Here is a 25,045-nt window from a genome sequence, read left to right as displayed (position 1 = left end):
TCATCGGTCCTCGTCCGGGCAGAGGAACGGCGCGGTCTGCCGGTGCAGTCGCGGCGGCTGGTCGTGCACACACCACACGTAGCTCTCCGTACGTGGCAGGCGGGTCAGGTCGTCACCGAGGTAACCGGAGTTGGTGCTGAACGGCCGGTCGTCGCGGCCGTCCCGCAACCGGTAGGTCCGCTGCTCTCCGTTGACGAGCAGATGTACGACGAGCTCCCAGTCGTACCAGCCGTCGCGGGCCTCCAGCCGGACCGTGATGTACGGCTTCCGGTCGCCGGCGCGCAGCTCGATCGGCTGCGGTGACGTCCAGAACATGTGTACGTAGTGGGCTGGCACCTCGGTGGGCACACCGGTTTCCAGCCCGTCCAGGGTCCGGGCGTCGCCGGCCCGGGAGGGCGTGTCACCGGGCACGTCAACGAGCGGAAGCTGCCCCTCGTCGGGAACCTTCTGGGTGGCGGAACAGGCGATCGCCCGGCTCTCGAACGGGTCGCGCCGCTCCAGCCGTACCACTTCGACCTTGGTGGCGGTGACGGTCACGTCGTCGGCCGGCGCCCAGAGGTTGACCTGGACCTGGCTGCCGCCGACGTCGATCGCGCCCTGGGTCCGCATCCAGGCGTGCAGGTCGCCGCAGGTGCTGATCCCGGCTGGTGGTTCGGGTGGCTCGGCGAGGCTGGGGAAGGCGACTACTGCCGCGTCGCCGGGCAGTCCGAAGTCGTCCACTGTGCTGGTGGCGGTGACGTCGAGTTGCGGGCCGTCGGACTCCGCCGTTGACGGGGCGTCAGACGAGGCCGTCGGTGGGGCGTCGAACTCCGCCGTCGGCTGCGCGTCGGACTCGGCCGTAGGAGTCGCCTCGGCCTCAGGCTCGGCCTCGGACCCGGATCCGCTGCCGGTGCAGGCGACGAGGAGCGTCGCGAGAAGCACCGCGCTCATGGCGACGGCGAGTGCTCGGCGGTTCCTCAACCGGGCCACTACCGGTTCCTGCACTGGCCTGGGGACCGCTCGTACCAGCCGTTGTCCTTCTGCCAGTCGTGGTCGAACTCCTGCTTTCCGGCCCGGACGAGGTAGGTCTGGTAGTCGTCAGCCTCGTCGCTGACGGTGAACGGCGAGCCGTTGTCGTCGATGACGAGCGTGGCGGGCTCGCCGTCGACCGTGTATCTGACTTCGAGGTGCCACGCCGCCCATCGACCGGGCGGCGGGCGTGCGGTCACCACGAGGCTGTGGGTCTCGTTCTTGGCCAGCGTGATGTCTCCGTTGGAGAGGAAGTAGGAGGAGCCGGTCCCTCGACCGTTCGCGACTCGCGCGACCGGGTCCTGGTCACCGAGGTTGATTTCGACGACGGTGACGTCCCCGGTGCCCTCCGAGTACTGGCAGAAGAGGCTGCCGTCCCACGCTGGTTGGCTGTCCACCACCCGGCCCCGGATGCTGTTGATCCGCACCTGGCGCTCCCGGGGGTTGGTGAACTCGATGCGGGTCACGTGGCTGTAGACCTGCACACCGCCCTCGGCCAGCACCCACTTGTGGAAGTCCGGCCCGGCCGGCGGCATCGCCGCCTCCTGCTCGGCCGTCACATCTGCCGGCAGGGCCCAGGCGTCGTCGATCGCCGTCGTGGGGAAGTGACGCTCCAAGGTGTACGTCAGGTGCGTCCCGCCCTGGGCCCGGTCGACCAGGCCGAGGAGGGAATCCCTGGTCAGCACCGCGGCCACTACCGCGCCCACGACCGCCGTGATGACCGTCAGGATCACGGCGTTCTGCAGGCCGCTACCGGAACGATTGGCCCTGCCGCTGCCGCTACCCCGCCGGGCCGGGATCTGCCTGGGTCTTCTCGCCACGGTAGCCCTTCATCCGTGTCCGTGCCGACACTGTCCAGGATGGCAGCCCCGGCCCAACGGCGCGGTCGGCGACCTGACAATTTGATCTCGCTGTTACCGGGCACCCGGCGCTACACCCAGGGCAGCTGGCCGTTGCGGAACAGGTCGACGAAGATCCGGTGGTCGGTGCGGGCGCGGGCACCGTACCGGTGGGCGAAGTCGACCAGGCCCGCGACGAAGCCGGCCCCGTCGGCGTCGATCGCCGCGACGATCGCCTCCTCGGTGGAGTAGTCGACCAGGTCGTGGCTGGACTCGTCGTCGGCGACCGAGTGCATCCGGGCCACCGAGTGGGCCAGGTCGGTGACGACGCCGGTCAGCTCGGCCTGCTCGTTGACGTCGGACCAGTCCAGGTCGGCGGCGTACGGCGAGACTTCGGCGACGAGCTGGCCGACGCCGGCCAGCTCGGTGAAGCCGAGCCACGGGTCGGCGTGGGCCTGCAGCGCCCGCTGCGACTCGGCGGTCCGGTGGCCCTGGTGCCGGAAGTACGCCCGGACACCTTCGTCGTGGACGTGCCGGGCGACGGCCGGCACCTGGGCCTGCTTCATGTAGACGACGACGTCGTTCTCCAACGCCTGGGTGTGGCCTTCGAGCAGGATGCTGTACGACGGCAGCCCGGCCGAGCCGATGCCGACGCCTTTGCGCAGCACGATGTCCTTGATCTGGGCGGCGACGGCGCGACCGCCGCCGGCCCGGTGCGGCAACGTGGCCAGGTAGTCGCCGAAGGCGGCGGTCACCGCGGCCCGGGTGTCGTCGTCGACCTCGTACACCCCGTCGCGGATGATGAACCGCCGCTCGTAGTCGTTGATGGTGGTGAGGTTCTCCAGCAGGCCGACGCGGGTGTTGAGCCGGGCCTCCTGCAGCACGTGGCGCAGCACGCCGGTGGCGTTCGCCAGGGTGATCGAGCCGATGGCCTCCTCGCCGCCGGCGACGATGGCCCGCAGCTCGGCCAGGTAGGCGGTGGCGAACTCGCGTACCAGGGTGCCGATGATCTCGTCGGAGAGCGCCTTGGCGTAGCCGATCAGGGCGAGGCTGGCGGCGAAGCGGCGCAGGTCCCAGATGAACGGGCCGACGTACGCCTCGTCGAAGTCGTTGACGTTGAAGACCAGCTCGCCGGAGCCGTTCATGTAGGTGCCGAAGTTCTCGGCGTGCAGGTCGCCGTGGATCCAGACCCGGCTGGTCTGCTTGTCGCAGAAGCTGTCGTCGTTGAACGGCCCGTCGGGCTCGGTCTGGTCGGCGTAGAACAGGCAGGCGGTGCCCCGGTAGAACGCGAACGGGCTGGCGGCCATCTTGCGGAACTTGCGGCGGAAGGCGGCCGGGTCCACCGCCATCAGCTCGCCGAACTCGGCGGTCAGGATGTCGACGATCTGCGTCGCGCGCTGAGAATCACTCACGTCCGCGCAGGCTACCGCGTTTCAGCAACCGCGCCACTGAGCGCCGGGTCAGATCCCGGCGGTACGCCGGGTCAGCTCGCCGGTCGGTCGGGTTCTGGCTGGCGGGCCGGCTCAGCTCGGTGGCTTGACGGCCGGTGCGGTGAGCCGGTCGACCGGCGAGGCGAGCGGGTCGGGCCGGTGCACGCCGCCGATGCCGGACCGCTCGGCGGCGATCTTGTCCTGCAGCCGCAGGATGCCGTGCAGCAGCGCTTCCGGCCGGGGCGGGCAGCCGGGCACGTACACGTCGACGGGGATCAGCTGGTCGACGCCCTTGGTCACCGAGTACGAGTCCCAGTACGGGCCGCCACAGTTGGAGCAGGCACCGAACGAGATGACGTACTTGGGCTCGGGCATCTGGTCGTAGAGCCGCTTGATCGCCGGCGCCATCTTGTCGGTGACCGTGCCGGAGACGACCATCAGGTCGGCTTGGCGCGGCCCGTGGGCGAACGGGATGACGCCGAGCCGGATGAAGTCGTGCCGGCCCATGCTGGTGGCGATGAACTCGATCGCGCAGCAGGCCAGGCCGAAGTTGAACACCCACAGCGAGTAGCGGCGACCCCAGTTCAGCACAAACCGGATCGGCTCACCGAGCACCGCCGGCACCTGCACCACCGCCCCGCCACCTCCTCGGCCGCTCCACGTATGCGGGTTCAGTCAACCACATCAGCGGTACGGAACCAGTCCCATGGAGCCTCCGCGCTGGTGTGGTTGAACAGCAGACTTGCAGCGGGGCGGGTAGGCCGCTCGATCGGCAGGAGACAACCCGCCTGCTGCCCTCGGCGACTGGGAGTCCGATTCATGCTCGCAAGCCAGCGACGTACAGTCAGGCTAGCGGCGCAGCGGCCGTACCGGCCTCGACGGCCAGCTCATTGCGTGCGGCCAGGAGCCCACGGATCGACGCCTTGAGCTTGTCCGCCTCGTCGATGTACTTGCGCAGCCGGGCTGCGTCGGACTCAACGATCGCTGCGTTGAGTTCACGGAGCACCTCCTCGGCCCGCTCCGAGAACGTCACCACGCTTGTGGCCAGCGCGTCGGCATTGATCAAGGCGGGCTGGTCGGCAATCTGCTTGGCCAGGCCAAAGGGAATACGCCGCAGCTGCGACCGGGTCGTCTTGAGCACCACGTTGACGTCGTGAGAGTGCTTGTACACCACGGACTGCAACATCAATCCCAGCTGCGCGGCTGAGACTGCCGCCTCCTGCAGCTCATTGATCAACTCCTCGTTGCTGACCACCGCCCGGCGGGCTCGATCGATGGGCCGGATCTCCTTGACGTAGAAGAAATAGCAGGGGACGAGAACAAGCACGATGCCCACGCCGAGCAGCACGTAGGTGACCAGCCCGCGACCAGCAATTCCGGCACCAGTCAGGATCAACGCGCCGAGCAGCAGGAAGGCCAGCCCGAACCCGCCGGCACGGTAGGCGCCCAGCAGTGGTGCAGCGAGAGCGTCAGCAAGCGGACGCGGGGCGGGCTCGTCCGTAGGCGCTCCGTCGACTGCCATCCATGGCCTCCCTGGCTCGAACGGACATCATTGTCCATAGCCGCAGCCACATCGGGCAACGTCGGCATAGGACAAAGCGTTAGGTGCCTCGTTCACCTGGATAGTGAGTCAGAGCCGTGATGGGGGTGGCGATGAACAGCGAAACCGTCGTAGGCGCGATCTTGCGGGCGGTCAACGACCAGAGCGTCACCCAGGCGTACGGCGATGGCCTGCTCATCGATCTGCCCCTCACCTACGGCGACGGCGACTCGGTGCGTCTGCTCGTCGAGCCGATCGGTGACGGCTACCGCGTCTCCGACCGGGCCACGGCGACCACCCTGCTGTCGATGGCTGGCGTCAACTTCGACCACGGTCGCCCTGCGGAAGCGATCGCCGAAGCAGCACGCCTGTCCGGCCTGAACGGCTTCGACGCCGTACCCGGCGAGTTGGCCACCTACGGCGCCAAGGAGTCGTTGGGTGAACTGGTACTCGCCGTGGCGCAGGCGTCGATGCGGGTGGACCAGTTGCGGTGGCTGGCGGTGAAACAACCCCCGGTCCGCTTCCCGGACCGGGTCGTCACCCGAATCAAGGCGTGGGCTACCAACGATGCCCGCCGGGTGCAGCGCGAGGCACCAGTACGGCTGACCTCGGGTCGCCAGCGGCCGGTCACCGTGCAGGTGTCGTCCGCCAACAAGGCCGCTTACGTGCAGGCGGTGAGCGGACGCGACCAGGAGCAGGCCGCCGAGCACTGCTACCACATCTTCAGCTTGTCGGAAGTGCCCAAACAGCAGCGCATCGCAGCCCTCGACGGGGCCGAGCACGACTGGCCGCAGGCCATCGTCCGCGAGTTGAGGTCCGTCAGCGACGTAGAGTTCTTCGCCACCCCGCACAAGCTGGAGCAGCGCATCGACATCGTTGTGCCTCCATCCCTGCAGCACAGCTGACTACGCCAGCCTTGAACCTCCGGCGCAGCCACTTGCCAGAATCGAATCGTCTTCACATTCCCGTCCGCATGACCTACTCTGCCGGCTATGGCGGAGCGGACGTACGGCGAGATCCCCGGCTACCCACCCGGCTCAACGTTCGCTAACCGCACTGATCTCGCAGTGGCCAAGGTCCACCGGCCACTTCAGGGCGGCATCTGCGGCGGGGCAGATGGAGCCGAGTCCATCGTCGTCTCCGGCGGATACATCGACGACGAAGACTACGGCGACGAGATCGTCTACACAGGCCAGGGCGGCAACGATCCTCGAACCAAGCGCCAGATTGCGCATCAAGAACTCACGCGCGGAAACCTCGGTCTTGCCAGGAGCCGACTTGATGGCAACCCGGTCCGCGTAATTCGTGGCGCCGGAGGGGACGAGACGCACTCACCCAAGGTCGGTCTCCGCTATGACGGACTCTTCAGAGTCGTTGACCACTGGAAAGACATCGGGACCGACGGGTACACTATTTGGCGCTTTCGCTTAGTGACTTACGAGAGCTTGGATCTACCCAGGAGCCTCGCTCCGCCGGAGACGTCCGCCCGCACCACTCGGGTCGAGGCCACAATTCAACGGCTCGTTAGAAGTGCCACTGTCGCAGCTGAGGCCAAGCGTCTTCATGACTACACATGCCAAGTCTGCGGGATCAAGCTGATGACCCCCGCCGGCCCATACGCGGAAGCCGCACACATCAAGCCCCTCGGGAAGCCACACAACGGCCCAGACGACCTCAGCAACATCCTCTGCCTCTGCCCGAACCATCACACACTATTCGACAACGGAGCCATTCAAATTGACCCGAGTGGTCGAGTCATAGACACCATGAGTAATACGTTTGTCGTCGACCTGCAGCAGACCGACAAACACCCGCTCAACTGGTCTTTGATCGAATATCACCGAAACATTCGTCTGGCCGACGAGCAAGTCGAAGATTAGGAGCCGAGAGGCCACCTGTGCAACTACATCACGAAGTCCGGACTGCACGAATGCCAGCCCGGTCGCACCGTTAGGACTAGCCAAGGAGCCCTCGGTACTCGGATGTAGCCTTGCTAGCTTGCCGCACAAGTTTCGTGGCCTCCGTCAAGCGCTGTTTACTCTGCTCGCAACGGGTAGTTGCAGCTTGAACCAGCGGATGCCCAGCGGTAGACGAGACAGATCGCAGCATGACGAGCATTCTTTCGATCTCGTCGATCGCGCCCTGAATTCGGGCGACGACCTCGGCTGCCTGCTCCTCGGACATGGCAAGCCCGGCTTTGACTTCTTGGATGTTGGCCAACAGTCACCTTTCAGTCCTCCATCTCGATTATCTCATCGGGCCGCCAGGCGCTCGGCCTTGCGCAGGAGATCGTCGAGATCGCTGTCTGTCATGTCTAGATCGGCGACCGCATGATGGATGGCTACAATTTGCGTTTTGGGCAACTCCAGCGCCGGCACGTTCAAATCGGCCGCCGGGTCCAGAGCAGCTCGAATCGCAGCTTCCGCAACACCTGGGTCCACTTGGGCCGCAACGGGGTTAGCAGCTCGCATGTCTGCGACAAATTGGATCACCGCACTTTGGCTCCACCTGCCCCCGAACCTACGATCGATGGCGTAGTAGAAGACCGCAGCCAGGTACGAGGCGAAACCGTCGCCCCAGCCCTCTTCATCAAGGAGGCGTTCGATCCGATCGTTCTCCTCGTGGTCATCGCGTACGAACGTGCGGACATACTCAACTATCTCCGGCTTGATCTCAATCATTCTTCTTCGCTCTCGAATCCCTGAATTTCCTGATAAATGAATGGACGATCAGCCCCGCGCCAGTCAATGCGATCACAACGTCGGCGACAGGGTGTTGAGAATCTTGTGCCCTTGGCTGCAGGAACGGATTTTGTCCAGGTGCAACTGTACCCGAATGAGTGTCCCCAGGTTTCACAAGATCCTTGATCGCAGAGGCGATGTCGCGCGCCAACTGCTCGCCTTGCTTGATCTCACCCTCTTTTTCTCCGACACCGTTGACCAGCTTACGATGAAGCTGCTCGGCGCGGGATTCCTGTGTCAGCGCCTCCTCGGCCAGCCGTTCACCATCCGGCATCCCGTCGGTACTCGTGAATTGCCAACCGGGTGCGACGACCCTGAAATACGCCTCATACTGGGCGCGAGCAGCGTCAAGAAGATTCGCGTATCGCCCACACTTGTCTGCGGCGATCTGCGCCTCGGTCATCGCTCGACGCACTTTTGGGTCGGTAGCACCTTGAGCCGTGCGCTCGTAGATGTCGCGGGCCTGTTCAGCGTCAGCCGCTGCACGTCTCGCTCGTACTGCAGCCTCGGCAAGCTTGTCGAAAGCTGCCTGAACCTGGGCAAGGACAGGTTCCATGCTTGCGGTCACTAGATCTGACCTCGGTATTCGTCTGCCAGTTCGATGGCGCAATCGAATCTACGGACAGTCCGTTCGATCTCCTGCGCTGCAGCGGTGAAAGTCTTTCCGGCCGCAAGAACTTCGTCTTTGCCGCTGTCGTGGCAAGCACTTTCAGCTAGGGCTTCGCCCTCCACAACAACCTCTGTGGCTCCGAGGAAGATGCCGCGAGCTCTGGCCATCAGAGTGTTCGCCTCAACAAGCGCGGCTTTGACGTCGTCGACACTCATCGCCCACGCCTCAGCCGAGCCGATCCCCGTAGTTGCGGGTAGCCTCGTTCGCTCCGTAGATCAGGTTGGAGACTTCATGGAGGTACCTAAGGCTCTGCTCGCAGGCGTTGATAGCCGCATCGATGTGCGGGTGTCCCGTGCCAGCCCCGAGCACACGGACGTCACCCATGATCTCTTCGAGCTTCTCCCGTGCAGCACGGATCTCTTGGATGGTCGCACCGCCGTGTGTCATGGCCTGGGCGAGACCAGCCTTGACCTCGTGGATGCTGGCCATCCGGTCCCTCCCATCGGCCTGCACTCAGGGATGCGTCTCGATGCTCCCCGAGCCATTGGTCCACACTATCGGAGCCTGCGAACCAGTGCCGCCCCGCCACGAGCGCTCCCACGGCTAGTCTCTAGGCCTACCAACGTAGACGAGATTGCGCCCCGCGGTCGTACCGCTATCGTCCAGGCCTCGCAAGCATCACGGCGATGTCAGCGGAGCAGCCAGCCACGTAGGCGGAGTCCTACTTCGGTTCGGCGACGAAGACGCCGACGCCGTGGGCGCTCTCGACCAGGCCCTCCGTGCGCAGGGCATGCATGGCGTAGCGGATCACCGAGTCCGAGACGTTGTGCTCGGCCTTGAGCTGGGCAGTTGATGGGAGCTTGTCGCCGGGCCGCAGTTCGCCGCTCTTGATCTGAGCGCGAATGTGGTCGGCAAGCTTCTCCCACTTGGTGGCGGGCATGGGCACTCCTTGGTCTCCACCCGCCATGAGATCACGCTGACAGCTCAGGCAGCAAGATGCCGGTACAGCGAACTAGTGGTGTTGACTTAAGCGAACTACTTCGCTTAGGTTCCTCGGTGCGAGGTTTCCTCCTTGGTCTCCAACCTCAGAGGGCTCCACGCGGCCGGTCGGGGCGGTCAGCGGGTCACGCCGTTGGGCGTCCCGGCCCCGAAGGTTTGCCCTGGTCGCCGTACTGCCGAGGAGGGCTGCGGCGATCGGGGTGGGGGTGGCCCCGCCGGGATCGGCAAGCGGCAGGGCCACCCCCGGTCCAGGCACACCCACGGCACCGCGAGACCCGAACACCAGCAGCGAAGGAATGGGGAGGAACACGTGATGCGAGAGCTCTGGCGACGTTGGCGGCTGCGCCGGCAACGCCGCACGATGGCCGGCACACCACCACGCGACTGGCCGAACGGCAGCGGCGTCTACCGCGTACCCGCCGACGGTCGTGGCCGCAACCAGCGGCCCGCCGCGTACCGGCCGATCCGGCCCTGGCAGATCCGCGCCCACCGCTTCCCGACCGTCACCCGCAAGGCGCACGGACCCGGCCTGGACCCCGGCGAGGTCGCCGCCTTCCTCGAACGGGTCGCCCACGACCTCGGCGTCGTCTACGCCGAGCTTGACCGCACCTACGAGCAGAACGACCGGATCAAGGACGCGCTCCGCCGCTGGCAGACCAGCCAGGCCCGCGCCGCGCAGGCCGCCGTCAACCTGCCCGCCTGGACCGGCGCCGGCACCACCACCAGGTACGCGGGACAGTCGTGACCCACGACCCGACCCCGCACCACACAGTCACCGTCGTCAGCTGCCCCCGCTGCGACGGCAGCCCCGCCGCAGCGTGCCCGCGCTGCGGCGGGGCCGGCAAACGCCGCGCCCAGTTCGTGCTCACCGTCGCCAACATCGACACCGCCGCCGTCGCGTCGGCGAACGTCGTACCCGGCGCAGTCACCCCGACCCGCACCGACGACGGCCGCTTCTGGTGCCTCGACCTGGCACCCGTCGTCGACGACCTCGCCGCCCAGGTCGGCGCCGCCCACGTCTACGACCCCGAGCTACCCGGCGAACCGATCTTCGCCCCGTGGGCGGAGCTGCCCGCCGGCTGGCAGCCCGACCTGCCCGACCACCAACGGCACGCCCTCGAAGCCGGGCCGATCGCCGGCGAAGGCTACGAACCATGGCGAATCTGGTACGGCCGCACCGCCGCCCCACCACCACCCGACCCGGCCCGCCGCCTCGGTGAACTCTGCGAAACCGCCGAACTGCTCTGCCTCGACCTGGTCGTCGAAGCCCGCCGCGACTCGTTCGCCCCCGACAGCGACCGCTTCCGCTGGGACGTCCGCTTCGAACTGCCCGGCAGCCCGGTCCCCGCCGGCACCGGCCGCTACGGCAGCTTCGCCGAGGCCGCCACCCGGGTCAGTGTCGCCCGCGCCTGCTACGAGCTGGTCGACCGCAGCCAGCACGCCCCCGCCCACTACGTGACCCCGCGCCCGGCCAACGGCATCAGCCTCGGCCCACCACCGGTCGACGTCGACCAGCTCGAACGCCGCATCGTCGCCGACTGCTCCGCGCTGCTCACCGGCGAACCGACCCCCGGCGCGCACGCCATCTGGCGCGACGGCCGCTGGTGGCACACCACCCTGCGCACCACCGACACCCACACCGGCACCGGCACCGGTGGGCGGCTGGCCCGCTCCTGGCAGCCGCCCCCACCATCGTGGCAGGGACCACCGATCCCGCACCGGCGCTGCCCCGACTGCACCCACCTGCCCCACTGGGAAGACTGCGACTGCGAACCGATCGGTGGCTGCCGCACCTGCGGCGGCAGCCACCGCATCTATCAAGGTGCGACCGTCACCATCGCCGCCGGCCGCCGCCGGGTCCGCCACCTCAACTGGCCACCCCTCGGCGGTACGCCGCCAGCCGCACCGCCGTGGATCGGCTACCACCCCAACGGCAAGGCGATCCATCAGCTCCCGCCGGAATACCAGCTCAACCACCATCTCACCGAGCTCGGCCTCGACCCGACCGAGCTGGCCACCCTCGACGGCCTCACCATGCACCTGCGCGACCACGAGCTGCTGCACGGCTACGCCACCGTGCACCGGCCCGGCGGCAACCCACTCACGGCGTACCTCGAAAATGTCACCAACGGGCACCCCGGCGGCCGGATCCTGCTGCACGCCACCCCGCCGAAGGTGCCAACCCTGGCCACAGTGGTCAAACTGGCGTACGCCCTCGGCCTGGCCCTGGTCGTCAGCGTCGCCGACCACCGCCGCAACGACGGCATCCCCTACCAGGTCCAGGGCCTCCGGTGGGGAGTCCGCTTCGCCCCACCCGACACCACCAGCCACCTCGACCGCTGGGATCCCGGGGCACACCAGCCCAGCCTGCCGAAAGCGATCGCGCAAGCCCTCGAGCACCTGCGCAACGCCAGCGACGCCACCGTGCCCACCGACCCGACCACCCCAATCCCGGTGCCGACCAACCTCGACAACAACCCAGGTGAGCCCGGCGGCGCAGGCGATGCCCGGCCCGACAACGGCACACCCGACCCGGTGCCGGCGCTCACCGCACTCGCCACCCACCACCCCGGCACCGCCGTCACCGTCCTGCTCACCCCACGGCGATGCGAAGTCCACCTGCCCGACGGCCCGCACCACACCAGGCTGATCGCCACCGCCGCCACCCTCGACGGAGCAGTCACCGCGGTGACGGCCGACATCTGACCCGACGCCGCCGGCTCGGCGCCGCCAGCGGGAGACCGCGCCGACCCCACCCGCAGGCGGGGCAGTCACCAGTCACCGTCATCGACTGCCCCGCCTGCACCACCACCGCCGGCTCCCGCCCCTCCACCGTCCGCACCGGGCCGGAGCCTTCCAGCCCACTCCCCCTCACTCTTGAGTCGGATTCGCGACCAGGTCGACAATCGGGGCAGCGAAGCATGCATGTGTGCCGGCAAGCTCTGCCGGATGGCCCGCCCCGTCAAGGTGCCCCGCGAGTTGACCGTCGAACCGTTCGCCGGCAGCCAGGCAGTCGCCGCCGGCCTGATCACCAAGCGAATGCTCGCCGGCCCGACCTGGCGTCGCCTGCTCCACGACGTCTACGTGCATGCTGACGCGTACCAGCCAACCGACCACCGGATGTGGTGCCTCGCCGTCGCAGTCCGTCTCCCACCCATTGCGACTATCTACGGCCTGAGTGCCGCCTTTCTCTGGGGCGTCGACCTGCTGCCACACAAGGGCAAAGTGCCAGCACCCGTGCACGTCGCCGTACCGAGCAAGGCCCGACCAGACCCGCACCCCCGCATCCGGTACGCCAACCTGGCCCTCGACTGGGAACGTGACGTCACTTCCCTCACCGGGATGCCCATCACCACCGGCGTCCGGACCGCCTTCGACCTGGGTAGGAGGCTGCCGAGGGCCGACGCGCTCGTCGCCATTGACGCGCTCCTGCGCCGCCGGACCTGCACGAAAGCCCAGCTATCGGCCTACGTCGACGCCCACCCGGGGTGGAGACAGGTGAAGCAGCTCCGCGAACTGCTGAACCTCGCTGAGCCGTTGAGCGAGTCACCGATGGAGAGCCGACTCCGGCTGCTGCTGCACGACGCCGGCCTGCCGAAGCCCACCCCGCAGTTCAAAGTCGTCACCCCAGCAACCAGCTCAAGTGGCTCGGCAGGCAATAGGAAGTTCATCGCCAGGGTCGACCTCGCGTACCCGCAGTGGCGCATCGCCATCGAGTACGAAGGCGACCACCACCGGGAGCGAACCACCTTCCGCAAGGACGTGCACCGGTTCAACGCTCTGCGGGCCGCCGGTTGGCTGGCGCTGCGCTTCACCGCCGACGACGTACTCCGGCGAAGCGAACAAATTCCCCAAACGGTACGGCAGGCGATCGCCGAGCGTGCCGGGTGACCGCCTCGAGTGGAGGGCTGGGGTACGTAATATCCACGGAATTACGTACCCCAGCCCTCCACTCGCGGGTCTCGCCCGCTTTCCTGCGGCGGGTACCAGGCGGCGGCTTTCATGTCGACGCCGTCACCGCGCAACGGACAACCCTCGGCGCGCAGCAAAGCAGAGGCGCGCTCCTCATGCCCCGGCGGCAGCCGGCCGGCCGAGGAAACCACCCGGTGCCAGGGGACAGCGGAGCCGTGCCGCGCCATGATGTTCCCGACCAGGCGGGCGGAACAACGCCCGGAAAGCTCAGAGAGCGCGTCAGCGACCGCGCCGTACGACATGACCTTCCCGGGTGGGATGCGTTCGACGAGCGCCAGCACTTCCTCCACGTACTCCTGCGGGGTCACGCGCGCCACGATATGAGATCTCGGGCCAGGCGTCGCCGGGCAGGGAAGCAGAATGGGCATCGTGCGTGCCGCAGTTACCCAGGCGAAGCGGGTCGTCGTCAAGATCGGCTCCTCCTCCCTCACGACAGCGGGCGGCGGCCTCGACGGCGACCGGGTCGACGCCCTCGTCGACGTCCTCGCCTCCCTCACGAACGACGGACGGGAGGTCGTGCTCGTCTCCTCCGGGGCGATCGCGGCCGGGCTCGCGCCGCTCGGGCTGACCCGACGCCCAAATGACCTGGCCACCCAGCAGGCGGCGGCCAGCGTCGGGCAGGGCCTGCTGATCGGCCGGTACGCCGCCAGCCTGGCCCGGCACGGTCTGACGACCGGCCAGGTGCTGCTGACCGTCGACGACGTGACCAGGCGGGTGCACTACCGCAACGCGTACCGGACGTTGCGCAAGCTGCTCGACCTCGGTGCGGTCCCGATCGTCAACGAGAACGACACGGTCGCCACCGACGAGATCCGGTTCGGCGACAACGACCGACTGGCCGCCCTGGTCGCCGCCCTGGTCCACGCCGATCTGCTGGTGCTGCTCTCCGACGTCGACGCGCTCTACACCGGCGACCCGGCGAAGCCGGCCAGTGAACGGATCACCGAGGTGCGCGACGCCGCCGACCTGGCCGGGGTGGCGATCGGCAGGGCCGGTCGGGCCGGGGTAGGGACCGGCGGCATGGTCACCAAGGTGGAGGCGGCCCGGATCGCCACCGGATTCGGTATCCCGGTGGTGCTGACCGCCGCCCCGCTCGCCGCCGAAGCGTTGCGCGGTGACACCGTCGGCACCCTGTTCCACCGGGTGGAGCGCCGGCCCGCCGCCCGGCTGTTCTGGCTGGCGCACGCCACCGCACCCCGGGGCCGGCTGCACCTGGACCCCGGCGCGGTGCAGGCGGTGGTGGCCCGCCGAAAGTCGCTGCTGCCGGCCGGGATCACCGCCGTGGACGGCACGTTCACCGCCGGCGACCCGGTCGACCTGGTCGACGCGGCGGGTGCGCCGGTGGCCCGTGGGCTGGTCAACTACGACGCGGTGGAGTTGCCGACGCTGCTCGGCCGGTCCACCGGTGAGCTGGCCGCGGCACTGGGGCCAGGATATGAGCGGGAGGTCGTGCACCGCGACGACCTGGTACTGCTGTAGCGGAACATGTGAGGAGACGACGACAATGAGCGCGAGCGTGAGCGTGACCGAGCAGGCCAAGCGGGCGCGGGTGGCCGCCGACGAGCTGGTCACCGCGACCCGGGCGGCCAAGGACGCCGGGTTGCTGGCGATGGCCGATGCGCTCGTCGCCCGTACCGCCGAGATCGTGGCCGCGAACGCGGCCGACCTGGACGCCGGACGGGCCAACAGCCTGTCGACGGCGATCCTGGACCGCCTCGCGCTCAACGAGAAGCGCATCGAAGACATGGCGCAGGCGTTGCGGGAGATGGCCGGGCTGGCCGACCCGGTCGGCGAGGTGGTACGCGGCTCGACGCTGCCCAACGGGCTGGAGCTGCGCCAGGTACGGGTGCCGTTCGGGGTGGTCGGCATCATCTACGAGGCGCGGCCGAACGTGACCGTCGACGCCGCCGGGATCTGCCTGAAGTCGGGCAACGCGGCGCTGCTGCGCGGCTCGTCGTCGGCGGCGCACTCCAACGCGATTCTGGTCGAGGTGCTGCGGGACGCGCTGGTCGGCGTCGGACTACCGGCCGACGCGGTGCAGCTGCTGGACGCCTCGTCGCGCGACTCGGTCAAGGAGCTGATGCGGGCGCGCGGCCTGGTCGACGTGCTGATCCCGCGCGGCGGGGCGGACCTGATCCGCACCGTCGTCGAGGAGTCGACGGTGCCGGTGATCGAGACCGGGGTCGGCAACTGCCACGTGTACGTCGACGCCGCCGCCGACCTGGACAAGGCCCTCGCCGTGGCGGTCAACTCGAAGACGCAGCGGCTGTCGACCTGCAACACCGCCGAGTCGCTGCTGGTGCACGTGGACGTGGCGGCGGCGTTCCTGCCGAAAATGCTGGCGGCGTTGCGTGACGCGAATGTCACCGTGCACGGCACCCCGGAGGTCGCCGCGTTCTCGGCTGACGTGGTGCCGGCCACGGACGAGGACTTCGCCACCGAGTACCTGTCAGCGGACATCTCGGTCGCCGTCGTCGGCTCGCTCGACGCGGCGGTGGCGCACATCAAGCGGTACGGCACCGGGCACACCGAGGCGATCGTCACCGACTCGGCGAGCGCCGCCCGGGAGTTCACCGCCCGGGTCGACGCGGCCGCGGTGATGGTGAACGCGTCCACCCGGTTCACCGACGGCGGGCAGTTCGGCTTCGGCGCCGAGATCGGCATCTCCACCCAGAAGCTGCACGCCCGTGGGCCGATGGGGCTGCCGGAGCTGACCTCGACGAAGTACGTGGTCACCGGCGACGGCCACCTGCGCGGGTAATCCGGTCAGCGGCAGGCGCGCACGCCGGCAGCCCGGTCAGCGGCAGGCGCGGATCGCGGCCAGGACGACGTGCACCTCGAACGCGTCGCCCGCGTCGCTGTCCCAGCCGCCGTCGCTGCGCTGCGTGCTGGCCAGCCGACGGCGGGCGTTGGTCAGCAACCAGTCGTCGTCGGCCAGGCCGGCCCGGCGCAGCGCGGCAGCCAGCTGGGCGACGTCGCCGGGGGCCATGGTGGCGAGCCGGTCGTTGAGCACCACCTGCATCCGGGCCGACTCGTAGAACATGGTCTGCCGGTAGAGGGTGGCGGCGGCCAGCCAGCCGGCCAGCAGGTACGACGGCCAAGTGCCGTCCGGGCGCATCTGGGCAGCCAGGTAGTGGGCGGCGCGCTGCGCGGCGGCGCGGTGACCGGGGTCGCCGGCACCGTCGGTGTCGGCGACGCTCAGCCAGTAGCCGGCGTTGGCGGTCAGGTAGTAGGTGGCCTCCGGGTCGCCGGGCCGCGCCCAGTCGGGTGCCTCGGCGGCCAGGCTCTCGTCCTCTTCCCAGCTGCCGTCGGCCCGTTGCCGGCTGGCCAGCCAGTCGAGCGCCTTGCGGGCCGGTGGCCGGTCGAGCGCACCGAGGTCGTCCAGCTCGGCGAGCCGGAAGCAGGTGGCGTCGACCGAGGCGACGTCGCCGGCCCAGAAGGCGGGCCAGCCGCCGTCCGGGGCCTGCCCGACCTCGGCGCTGGTGAGTGCGTCGGGCTGCGGGGCGGCCCCGGTCCGCAACCAGGACAGCCGGGCCCGGTCCACGGTGTCGCCGTGCGCGACGACGAACCCGATGGCGGCATCCATATCGACCACGGACGACAGGCTACCGGCGGGTCGGGCGGTCCGCCTCGGTAACTCAGTCAAGGTCAACTAGCCGGCCGGGGACCTGGACGGACCAGATCCCCGGCGGTGCCGTCGTCAGCGGCTCAGCGGGTAGTGGTCGGCGGGCGGGATCAGTAGCTGGGCAACGACGGGTCGACCTGTTTGACCCAGGAGAGCACCCCGCCCTGGACGTGCACGGCGTCGGCGAAACCGGCGGCCTTGACCGCGGCGAGGGCTTCGGCCGACCGTACGCCGGACTTGCAGTGCAGCACGATCTGCCGGCCCTGCGGCAGCTTCGCCAGGGCTTCGCCGTTGAGGAACTCGCCCTTGGGGATCAGCGTCGAGCCGGGGATCTTGACGATCTCGTACTCGGCCGGCTCCCGGACGTCGATCAGGAAGAAGTCCTTGCCGGCGTCCTGCCAGTCCTTCAGCTCGCGGGCGGTGATCGTGGAGTCGACGACCGCCTCCTCGGCCTCGGCCGACACGGCGCCGCAGAAGTCGTCGTAGTCGATCAGGCCGGTGATCGGCTCGCCGTTCGGGTCCTTGCGGATCTTGATGACCCGGTAGGTCATCTCCAGGGCGTCGTAGACCATCAGCCGGCCGAGCAGCGGGTCACCGATGCCGGTGATCAGCTTGATCGCCTCGGTCACCATGATCGACCCGATCGAGGCGCAGAGCACGCCGAGCACGCCGCCCTCGGCGCAGGACGGCACCATGCCGGGCGGCGGCGGCTCCGGGTAGAGGTCCCGGTAGTTCGGGCCGTGCTGGTCCCAGAAGACGCTGACCTGACCGTCGAACCGGTAGATCGACCCCCACACGTACGGCTTGCCGAGCAGCACGCAGGCGTCGTTGACCAGGTAGCGGGTGGCGAAGTTGTCGGTGCCGTCCAGGATCAGGTCGTACTGGCCGAAGATGTCGAAGACGTTGTCGTTGTCCAGCGACACGTCGTGGATCTGGATGTTGACGTACGGGTTGATCTCCCGCACCGACGACGCGGCCGACTCGGCCTTGGACCGGCCGATGTCCGACTGGCCGTGGATGATCTGGCGCTGCAGGTTCGACTCGTCGACGGTGTCGAAGTCGACGATGCCCAGCGTCCCGACACCGGCCGCGGCCAGGTACATCAGGGCGGGTGAGCCGAGCCCGCCAGCGCCCACGCAGAGCACCTTGGCGTTCTTGAGGCGTTTCTGGCCGTCGACCCCGACATCCGGGATGATGAGGTGCCGCGAGTAGCGGCGGATCTCATCGACGGTCAGCTCGGCGGCGGGTTCGACGAGCGGGGGCAACGACACGGTGAACTCCCCGGGATCGGCAATGCTGGCTGCGCTATTGTTGCTCGCTTCGCGCCGACTCGGCCATGAGTAGCGACACCGCCCGCCATCCGGGATCCGGGAATAGCCGCCGGCACTGTCGCCCGGTCAGGGCCATCGGTCAGATCATCGGCGGGCCGGCGTACCGCTTGCCGTCCAGGTACGGCCAGCCGTTGGCCACACAGCCCTGCATTCCGTACGTCTGCTGCTGCATCACCGGGGCGGGTCGGCCGGGTGCCGGGCAGAGTTCGTGGCCCATGCCGAACTGGTGACCGACCTCGTGGTTGATCACGTAGGCGCGGTACTCGGCGAGCGTCCCGTCGTAGTGTGGCACCGCCTCCAGCCAACGCGCCAGATTGATGATCACCTGGCCGGGCAGCCGGCACGAGGTGTACTTCTCGGTGGACAGCCCACCGAGCGCGCACATCTGCTCCGAGGTGCCCGGGGTGGCCAGGTAGATGGTGAACTCGGCGGCGTCGACCCGGGACACCCGCTGCAGCCGGAACTGCCGGGAGGCGACCCAACTGCGTTCGTCACCGAGCGTCGCGTCGATGATCGCCGCGAACTCGTCGGCGCGCTGACCGGTCCCGTCCTCGACGGCGACCCGGAACCGGCGGAGGTCCCCGGCCCAGCCGAGCAGCGGGCCGGTCCCGGTGAGGTAGCCGAAGGTGCCCGGACCGGTCTCCGGGTAGCTGGCCGGCGACGGGGCCGGCGACGGGGCGGGCGGCAGGCCTGCTCCGTCCGGCGGTGTGCTGCCGGCGGGTGCCGCCCCGCCGCCGGGGCCGGGCTCGCGTACCGCCGCCGCCAGCAGCCCGGTAGCGCCGGAACCGGCTCGTAGGACGTCGGTGACGATCAGCGCCGCCGCCATCGTCACCAGGATGAGTGCCCCGGCCCGGCGGCGTCGGCGGCGCGACGCCCGTCGACGCTCCGTCCGGTGATCCCACTGGCGGTCCGGTCCGTTGCCCGGCCGGTGGTCCGGTCCGTTGCCCGGCCGGTGGTCCGGCTCCTCGGTGACTGGTCGTCGGTCGTGCATCGTGGCCCGCCCCTCATGGCGTGCTTCGCCACCCGCGCCGGTCGGACTGGTGCACGACAGGGGGCGAACCGGCGCGAATCCCTGGCCTGACCTGCCCAGATTGTCACGGCATGTCGGTAAGGCCCGAACGACGCGCGGGGACCATCGGTTCAGGGATTCAATCCGACCGTACGCCCCGTGTCCTCCGACGATCCGCCGAGCGGACCGATCACAGTGGGGGACCGGAGTACTGCTTACCAGCCAGGAACGGCCACGGGTTGGCCACACAGTCGTCGAGGAACAGGGTCTGCGGCATCATCACCGGGGCCGGTTCGCCCTCCCCCGGACAGCGCTCGTGACCGTGGCCCAGCTCGTGGCCGACCTCATGATTGATCACGTACGCCCGGTAGACGTCGAGCGGAACCTCACCGCTGACGTAGTGGTCGACCGAGAACCGCCAGCGGTCCAGGTTGATGATCGCCTGGCCCTGCGCCCGACACGAGGTGTACGGCTTGCCGTCGACCCGGATGTCCACCCAGCCGGCCTGGCACATCCGGGCGGCGGTCTGCGCCGTGGCCAGGTAGACGGTGAAGTCGTGGCCGGCCTGGTCCGGCACCCGCTGCAGGCGCAGCTGACCACCGCCGATCCAGCTCCGTTCGTCGGAGAGCAGCTTCTCCACCGCGTCACCGAACGCCTCGACGTCCTCCTCGGAGCCGATCTCCACGGCCACCCGGTAGCGGCGCAGCGTGCCGGACCGACCGGCGATCTTCCCCTGCTTGGTGCTGAAGTCGAACTCGCCGCTGCCGGCCGACGGCGCCGTGCCGGACAGCCGCAGCACCGGCGCGGGTGGCGCGGTGGTCGGCGGCGGGCCGGTCGTCGGGGGCGGTTCGACGCTGGGCGTCGCCGCTGTGGTGTCGCCGGGTGGCGCGGCCACCGCGTCCCGATCGCCGCCCACTCCGACCTTGGGCAACGCGAACCCGATCGCCGCCAGCCCGAGCACGGTCACCAGCGCCGCCGCCAGCACCGGCCACCGCAGCTGCCGTCGGCGGGTACGCGACGCGTCCCGCCGCTGCCGGCGGTGCGCCGACCGGCTCCGTGCCCCGGTCGGGTGGTCACGGCGTGTCGGGCGGGTACGGCGGTCGGACATCGCTGACCAGCGTGCCACAGCCGACGTCGGTCCGGGCACCCCGGACCGGCGCGTCGGTCCGGCACACCGTCCCGCCGGCCGGGCCACTGAGCGACCAGTCAGGCCGCCGGACCGTGCCGATCAGGTCGCAGGTGCGTGCCGATCAGGCCAGCAGAGCGTCCAGTCGCCGGTTGACGGCGGCGAGTGTGGCTCTCACCACAGCCTGCCGCGGATCCCCCGAGACGACCGCCGAACCGGCCAGCTGTTCCACCCAGCCACCGCAGGCGAGCAGTACGACGACCACCGCCACCTCGCAGCCGCCCATCGGCACCACTGCCGCGTGCTCGACGATGCACCGTCCCCGGTCCGCCGCGCCGGCCGGGCCGGCCAACAGCTTCTCGATCGACGAGGCGGCGGCCACCGCGCACAACCGCAGCACGTACCCGTCAACCGCCGGCCCGGTCGCCACACCGGACGTGGTCCGCTGGCCGGCGGTCAGTCGCACCTCGACGGTGGCGTCCACGCCGAACGTGCTGACCTGCACGTGGTCCAGCACGACCCGAGGGCCGGGCCGACCACCCGGGTTCAGTGGCCGGGGCGGCCCGCTCTCCGGCGCGGTACCGGCCGGCTCCACGCACGGCACAGCTGCTGTCGCGGCGGCCGCGCCCGCGTGCCGGGGCGGCGGATCGTCCTGGCCGGGGCGGGGACCCAGCGGCTGTCGGCGGCGGCGCGGTACGTCCGCCGGTTCCGGGGCGACCCAGCCGGGAATGCCGCCCGGTGCCGTCAACGGCGGAGCCGTCGAGCCCGGCGGTCGACCCGTCGCCGGCAGATCGGCGCGGCCGGGCAACGCCGGCAGCCCGTGGTCGGGTTCGCCACCCGGCAGGTTCTGCGGGGCCGCCGCCAGGCCCATCCGTTCCTGGAGCAGCCGCGCCACCAACCGGCTCACCTCGGCCGGGTCGGCACCCTCGGACAGGTCGAGCCGGAGGCTGTGGGCACCGGCGTCGGTGGTCCGCAGCGAGGCGTCCCGGACTCCGCCGACGCCGCGTACCGCTGCCAGGATCGCTCCGACGTCGAAGCCTTCCGGCCGCTCCTGCGGCTGGTCGACGACATCGCCGCGGCGCAGGTGGGACGCGATCCGCGCGAGTTCCGGCGTCTCCGCCGCGTGTTCGACCGGCGGCAGTTGCTGTGGCACGGTCGGCACGTCCGGGTCGGCGGGAACCCGCTGCGGCAACGCGTCCAGCGCGGCAGCCGCGATGGGGGTGGTGGACAGATCCGCCGGATGTTCGACCGGCGGCAGCGCGCCACCGGCCGGCTCGGCGGTGACCGGCGCCCCAGGCGGCTCCGCAGGGACCGACGCACCAGGCGGCCCGGACACCGTCGCCTCGCCCAGCTCGTCGTCCGCGCGGCGGGACACCGCCCGGCGGCGGGGCATCAGGTCGTCGGCGTCCCCGCCGCTGTCGCCCTGGCCGACCCGCCCCGGTCCGTACTGTCCGCCGGCGGGAGCCGTCGGCTCGTACTGCCCGGCAGGAGCCGGCCGCTCGTACTGCCCGGCGGGAGCCGTCGGTTCGTACCGGGGCTGGCCACTGACCGGCCGGTACCCGGCGGCCTGGCCCAGGTCGGCCGGGCGGTCGGGGCGCCACGGCATCTCCTCCGGCACGGTCGGCGGATCTGGCATCGCCCAACCCGACTCGCCGCCCGCCGCGCCCGGCCAGCCGCCGCGGTCGTCGCCGCCCCAGCTCGGTGGCGGCGGACCGGACCAGCCGCTGTCAGCCGTGGCGGTCCGATCGTCGGACCAGGCCGACGGCTCGGGGTCGTCCCGTTCCGCCGGGCCGCTCGGCCCACCGGCGGCCTCGGACGCCCACCTCTGACCGCCGGATTCCGCAGCCGCCCAGCTCGAATCGGTCGGCCCGTCCGTCCAGCCCGGCTCCGACGCCGACCAGTGCTGCCCGTACGACCAGTCCGGCTCGCCGGCCGGGGGCCCGGAGGCCGACCCCTGACCACGCTGGATCCGGTGGCCCGCCTCGTCGCCAGCGGGCCGGTCCCAGGCGGCGGAGCTGGTCGGTCGTGGCCATTCACCGGTGGCGCTCTGTCGGTGCCACTGGTCTGCGGCCGGTGCGGCGCTGGTCGGGACCGGTGCGGCGCTGGTCGGGACCGGTGCGGCGCTGGTCGGGACCGGTGCGGCGCTGGTCGGGACCGGCCGTCGCCACTCGTCGGTGGCGCCGGGCCGGGGCCACTCGCCGGTCACCTGCCGGGACCACGGCCCGCCAGCACCTGGACCGGGCCATTCGCCGGTCGGCTGCCGGAGCGGACCGGCGTTGGACGGCTGCCCAGCAGGCTGCGGCGGCGCCGAGGCGAAGTCATCATGTCGGGCAGGTTCGTCACGTCGGGCAGGGTCGTCGCGTCGGGCAAGGTCATCGTGTCCGGCAGGGTCGTCACGTCGGGCGGGGCCGTCGCGTCGGGCAGGTTCGTCACGTCCGGCTGCGTCCGCCGTACGGCCGGCGGGGCCGCCAGCAGACCGGTCGGCCGGCGCGCCTGAGGGGCCGGGCCGGTCGGGCGACATCCCGGGCCGGTCGGGCGGCAGGTCCGGCCGGTCGGGCGGGAGGTCGGACTGCGCGGAGCGCTGCCGGTCGGGCTCGACCGGGCGGTCGTCGGGCTCGGATCGTTGCGCGCCCGGCCGGCCGGTCGGCGGCGGCTGGAAGCCCGGTGGCGTGCCGGGGCGGGTCTGCCGGGCGGGCGACACCGGTGCCGCCGAGGCCACCGGCACCGCGCGCAGCGGCGCGGTCGGCACCACCCGGGCCGTCTCCTGCCAGCGGGGCGGCGGGTTGACCGGCGTCGGGGTCGGGCGTGGGTTGTCACCGCCCCGGCGCTCGGCGGGGCGGCCAGCTGCGGGTGGATCGTCTGCGGGTCCACCGGCTACCCGGCCGGTCGGCTCGTCGTCGGCCCGTCCGGTGTCCGCGCCGCCCGGCTGGATCGACTCACCGGCCGGCGCGGGGCGTGGGGTCGGTACCACGGTCTCGGCCGGCCCGGAGACCGGCCGGCCGTTGACGGCTGTGGCGCGGCCGTTGTCAGTGCTGCGGGAGCCGCGGGTGGCTGAGCCGCCGCGCGGCGTCCGGGTGAACGGCAGCACCTCGGCGTACCGGGACGGCGGGTCGGCCCAGTGCGGGCCGCTCACCGGTTCGTCGCGGGCGGCCCAGCCGGCACCGGCATGGTCGGCGTCCGGCCCGACCCCGGAGCCGTCCGACCACCGGGTCGGCGACCCCGTCCAACTGCCCATGCCCTGGTCACGACGGTCTCGCGGATCCGCTCCGCCGTCCTCTGGTCCCGGTGCAGCCCCGCGGGGTTCACCTGATTCGTCCACCGTGCGCTCCTCGGTCGCCCCCGCTGAGGCTACCGTGTGCTGACAGTGGCGATAAGTTGCAACGTCGGGCCAATTGACCGGCCAGGTGATATGCACTGATCGTTTCGTTTCTTCGCCGACCAGATGGCCGCGACCGGACTCGGAGGTTCGACATGACCGCTGCGTCGAGCGACGCACAGACAAGCGGCCGACCGGCCCGGATGCCGAGGTCCGCCCGCCGCAAGCAGCTGCTCGCCGCCGCCCAGGAGGTGTTCGTCGCACAGGGTTACCACGCAGCGGCGATGGACGACATCGCGGAGCGGGCCGGCGTGTCCAAGCCGGTGCTTTATCAGCATTTTCCGGGCAAGCTGGAGTTGTATCTGGCACTGCTCGACACGCACTGCGACGCCATAATCGCAAAAGTCGCCGCCGCGATGGCCGCGACCACCGACAACAAGGAACGGGTCAGCGGGGCGGTGCAGGCCTACTTCGACTTCGTCGACGAGGAGAGCGGCGCCTTCCGGCTGGTCTTCGACTCCGACCTGCGCAACGAACCGCTGGTACGGGCCCGGGTGGAACGCGTCGAACGCGAGTGCATCGCGTCGATCACCGACACCATCATCTCGGACACCGGGGTGAGTCGATCCCGGGCCGAACTGCTCGCCTCCGGGCTGGTCGGCGCGGCCGAGACCGCCGCCCAGTTCTGGCTGGCCGGTGGTCGACAGGTGCCCAAGGACGAAGCCGAGTCGTTGCTCGCCGCACTCTCCTGGCGGGGCATCGCCGGGTTCCCGCTGCAGGGTGAGGCATCCTGACCACAGCGCGTCCGCATCGGCTAACCTTCGCGTTGGCGTTGTTTTCGCCCACCTCAAGGAGGACCCGTGGAGGTCAAGATCGGCGTGCAGTACGCGCCGCGCGAGCTCGTTCTGGACAGTGCCCAGTCACCGGCTGAGATCGAGCAGATCGTGACCCAGGCAATCACGACCGAGGGGACTCTGTCACTCACCGACGAGCGCGGCCGGCGGGTCATCGTCCCGGTCAGCAAGATCGCGTACGTCGAGATCGCCGAGGCTGCTCCCCGCTCGGTCGGCTTCACCGTCCGCTGACCTGGCCGGACCGGCCCGAAGCCGCCTGGCCAGCTGCCGACTACCGGCCGCCAGCTCCCGGCTGCCGGCCACCGACCGCACCGATCCGGATCGGTTCACCCTGATCCGGATCGGTCCGCCCAGCTCACCCGCCAGATCGCCGCGCCGGTCGCGACTGCGGCTCGGCCGCGAAGCCGTCCGGCCGACACCGCCGACGACCGTGCCGTTCGTCACTGCCGCCGCGCCTGCACCACCCCGGCGGCGTGACAAGAACCACAGCTGAGTCGTCGGTCCGGCCACCGTCGCCGAGGATCTGCACGTCGACGCGGACCGTCAGCTACCATGGTCAGCAATGCTGCGGCCGTCGAGGATGCTCGAGCGGGGTTCGCGGCGCGCGTGCGGCCCGCGACCTGCTGATCGCGTGTGGCCAGCGCC

25 protein-coding genes are annotated in these 25,045 nt (G+C 70.2%); 9 read left to right on the top strand and 16 right to left on the bottom strand.

Annotation, left to right across the window (positions count from 1 at the left end; genetic code table 11):
• The 5 genes from O7629_RS30425 to O7629_RS30405 form a co-directional block, all read right to left on the bottom strand.
• Positions 1-930, bottom strand: a complete 930-nt coding sequence (locus tag O7629_RS30425) for a hypothetical protein (protein ID WP_278173624.1) — start codon at positions 928-930, stop codon at positions 1-3.
• Positions 931-968: 38 nt separating this feature from the next.
• Positions 969-1,715, bottom strand: a complete 747-nt coding sequence (locus O7629_RS30420) for a hypothetical protein (RefSeq protein ID WP_278173622.1) — start codon at positions 1,713-1,715, stop codon at positions 969-971.
• 224 nt (positions 1,716-1,939) lie between these two features.
• Entirely contained in the window at positions 1,940-3,259 is a 1,320-nt protein-coding gene (locus tag O7629_RS30415) for a DUF2252 domain-containing protein (protein ID WP_278173620.1), read from the bottom strand.
• Between the two features lie 111 nt (positions 3,260-3,370).
• A complete protein-coding gene (locus O7629_RS30410) occupies positions 3,371-3,907 on the bottom strand; it encodes an NADH-quinone oxidoreductase subunit B (protein WP_278174740.1) in 537 nt (178 codons plus the stop codon).
• Between the two features lie 214 nt (positions 3,908-4,121).
• Positions 4,122-4,799 (bottom strand): hypothetical protein, encoded by a 678-nt coding sequence (locus O7629_RS30405; RefSeq protein WP_278173618.1) that lies wholly within the window; start codon positions 4,797-4,799, stop codon positions 4,122-4,124.
• 131 nt (positions 4,800-4,930) lie between these two features.
• On the opposite strand from O7629_RS30405, the gene O7629_RS30400 reads away from it, so the two are divergent.
• Both O7629_RS30400 and O7629_RS30395 read left to right on the top strand, forming a co-directional pair.
• Complete coding sequence (locus tag O7629_RS30400) at positions 4,931-5,722, top strand: hypothetical protein (RefSeq protein WP_278173616.1); 792 nt, start codon at positions 4,931-4,933, stop codon at positions 5,720-5,722.
• Between the two features lie 87 nt (positions 5,723-5,809).
• Positions 5,810-6,697, top strand: coding sequence for a YDG/SRA domain-containing protein (locus tag O7629_RS30395; RefSeq protein WP_278173614.1), 888 nt, complete (start codon positions 5,810-5,812; stop codon positions 6,695-6,697).
• A gap of 372 nt (positions 6,698-7,069) precedes the next feature.
• Here the strand turns inward: O7629_RS30395 and O7629_RS30390 are convergent, their stop codons facing one another.
• The 5 genes from O7629_RS30390 to O7629_RS30370 all read right to left on the bottom strand — a co-directional run bounded on the left by O7629_RS30390 (position 7,070) and on the right by O7629_RS30370 (position 9,135).
• The gene (locus O7629_RS30390; protein ID WP_278173612.1) at positions 7,070-7,498 is read right to left on the bottom strand and encodes a hypothetical protein; all 429 of its coding nucleotides are present in this window, start codon (positions 7,496-7,498) and stop codon (positions 7,070-7,072) included.
• A complete protein-coding gene (locus tag O7629_RS30385; protein ID WP_278173610.1) occupies positions 7,491-8,126 on the bottom strand; it encodes a hypothetical protein in 636 nt (211 codons plus the stop codon). Before O7629_RS30385 ends, O7629_RS30390 begins: the two co-directional genes overlap by 8 nt.
• Positions 8,126-8,383: a hypothetical protein gene (locus O7629_RS30380; protein ID WP_278173608.1), complete on the bottom strand. Its 258-nt coding sequence runs from the start codon at positions 8,381-8,383 to the stop codon at positions 8,126-8,128. Before O7629_RS30380 ends, O7629_RS30385 begins: the two co-directional genes overlap by 1 nt.
• 10 nt (positions 8,384-8,393) lie before the next feature.
• On the bottom strand, positions 8,394-8,657 hold the full coding sequence (locus tag O7629_RS30375) for a hypothetical protein (RefSeq protein WP_278173606.1): 264 nt from the start codon (positions 8,655-8,657) through the stop codon (positions 8,394-8,396).
• 232 nt (positions 8,658-8,889) lie between these two features.
• On the bottom strand, positions 8,890-9,135 hold the full coding sequence (locus O7629_RS30370; RefSeq protein WP_278173604.1) for a winged helix-turn-helix domain-containing protein: 246 nt from the start codon (positions 9,133-9,135) through the stop codon (positions 8,890-8,892).
• 345 nt (positions 9,136-9,480) lie between these two features.
• On the opposite strand from O7629_RS30370, the gene O7629_RS30365 reads away from it, so the two are divergent.
• The 3 genes from O7629_RS30365 (at position 9,481) to O7629_RS30355 (ending at position 13,058) form a co-directional block, all read left to right on the top strand.
• Complete coding sequence (locus O7629_RS30365) at positions 9,481-9,912, top strand: DivIVA domain-containing protein (protein WP_278173602.1); 432 nt, start codon at positions 9,481-9,483, stop codon at positions 9,910-9,912.
• The gene (locus O7629_RS30360) at positions 9,909-11,873 is read left to right on the top strand and encodes a hypothetical protein (RefSeq protein WP_278173600.1); all 1,965 of its coding nucleotides are present in this window, start codon (positions 9,909-9,911) and stop codon (positions 11,871-11,873) included. Before O7629_RS30365 ends, O7629_RS30360 begins: the two co-directional genes overlap by 4 nt.
• A 243-nt stretch (positions 11,874-12,116) precedes the next feature.
• Complete coding sequence (locus tag O7629_RS30355) at positions 12,117-13,058, top strand: DUF559 domain-containing protein (RefSeq protein ID WP_278173598.1); 942 nt, start codon at positions 12,117-12,119, stop codon at positions 13,056-13,058.
• A 41-nt stretch (positions 13,059-13,099) separates the two neighbouring features.
• On the opposite strand, the gene O7629_RS30350 is transcribed toward O7629_RS30355, so the two are convergent.
• Entirely contained in the window at positions 13,100-13,447 is a 348-nt protein-coding gene (locus O7629_RS30350) for an MGMT family protein (protein WP_278173597.1), read from the bottom strand.
• A gap of 61 nt (positions 13,448-13,508) precedes the next feature.
• Here O7629_RS30350 and proB point away from each other — a divergent pair, with 61 nt between their 5' ends.
• Both proB and O7629_RS30340 read left to right on the top strand, forming a co-directional pair.
• Positions 13,509-14,618: a glutamate 5-kinase gene (gene proB / locus O7629_RS30345; protein ID WP_278173596.1), complete on the top strand. Its 1,110-nt coding sequence runs from the start codon at positions 13,509-13,511 to the stop codon at positions 14,616-14,618.
• 37 nt (positions 14,619-14,655) lie between these two features.
• Complete coding sequence (locus O7629_RS30340) at positions 14,656-15,900, top strand: glutamate-5-semialdehyde dehydrogenase (RefSeq protein WP_278174739.1); 1,245 nt, start codon at positions 14,656-14,658, stop codon at positions 15,898-15,900.
• Positions 15,901-15,936: 36 nt separating this feature from the next.
• Here O7629_RS30340 and O7629_RS30335 read toward each other — a convergent pair whose 3' ends face one another.
• The 5 genes from O7629_RS30335 to O7629_RS30315 all read right to left on the bottom strand — a co-directional run bounded on the left by O7629_RS30335 (position 15,937) and on the right by O7629_RS30315 (position 23,465).
• Positions 15,937-16,725 carry a prenyltransferase/squalene oxidase repeat-containing protein gene (locus O7629_RS30335; protein ID WP_278174737.1) on the bottom strand — a complete coding sequence of 263 codons (789 nt, stop codon included), beginning with the start codon at positions 16,723-16,725 and terminating at the stop codon, positions 15,937-15,939.
• A 149-nt stretch (positions 16,726-16,874) separates the two neighbouring features.
• A complete protein-coding gene (moeZ, locus tag O7629_RS30330) occupies positions 16,875-18,035 on the bottom strand; it encodes an adenylyltransferase/sulfurtransferase MoeZ (RefSeq protein ID WP_278173595.1) in 1,161 nt (386 codons plus the stop codon).
• A gap of 139 nt (positions 18,036-18,174) precedes the next feature.
• Positions 18,175-19,086: a DUF3152 domain-containing protein gene (locus O7629_RS30325; protein ID WP_278173594.1), complete on the bottom strand. Its 912-nt coding sequence runs from the start codon at positions 19,084-19,086 to the stop codon at positions 18,175-18,177.
• 208 nt (positions 19,087-19,294) lie between these two features.
• Positions 19,295-20,212: a DUF3152 domain-containing protein gene (locus O7629_RS30320; protein ID WP_278173592.1), complete on the bottom strand. Its 918-nt coding sequence runs from the start codon at positions 20,210-20,212 to the stop codon at positions 19,295-19,297.
• Between the two features lie 142 nt (positions 20,213-20,354).
• On the bottom strand, positions 20,355-23,465 hold the full coding sequence (locus O7629_RS30315; protein ID WP_278173590.1) for a hypothetical protein: 3,111 nt from the start codon (positions 23,463-23,465) through the stop codon (positions 20,355-20,357).
• A gap of 236 nt (positions 23,466-23,701) precedes the next feature.
• On the opposite strand from O7629_RS30315, the gene O7629_RS30310 reads away from it, so the two are divergent.
• Both O7629_RS30310 and O7629_RS30305 read left to right on the top strand, forming a co-directional pair.
• Positions 23,702-24,340 carry a TetR/AcrR family transcriptional regulator gene (locus O7629_RS30310; protein ID WP_278173588.1) on the top strand — a complete coding sequence of 213 codons (639 nt, stop codon included), beginning with the start codon at positions 23,702-23,704 and terminating at the stop codon, positions 24,338-24,340.
• 66 nt (positions 24,341-24,406) lie between these two features.
• The gene (locus O7629_RS30305; protein ID WP_278173586.1) at positions 24,407-24,631 is read left to right on the top strand and encodes a DUF3107 domain-containing protein; all 225 of its coding nucleotides are present in this window, start codon (positions 24,407-24,409) and stop codon (positions 24,629-24,631) included.
• Positions 24,632-25,045 lie beyond the last annotated feature (414 nt).

It is taken from the genome of Solwaraspora sp. WMMD792, assembly GCF_029626105.1.
In the GTDB taxonomy this organism is placed as follows: domain Bacteria; phylum Actinomycetota; class Actinomycetes; order Mycobacteriales; family Micromonosporaceae; genus Micromonospora_E.
This window is presented reverse-complemented; position numbering and strand designations above follow the sequence as displayed.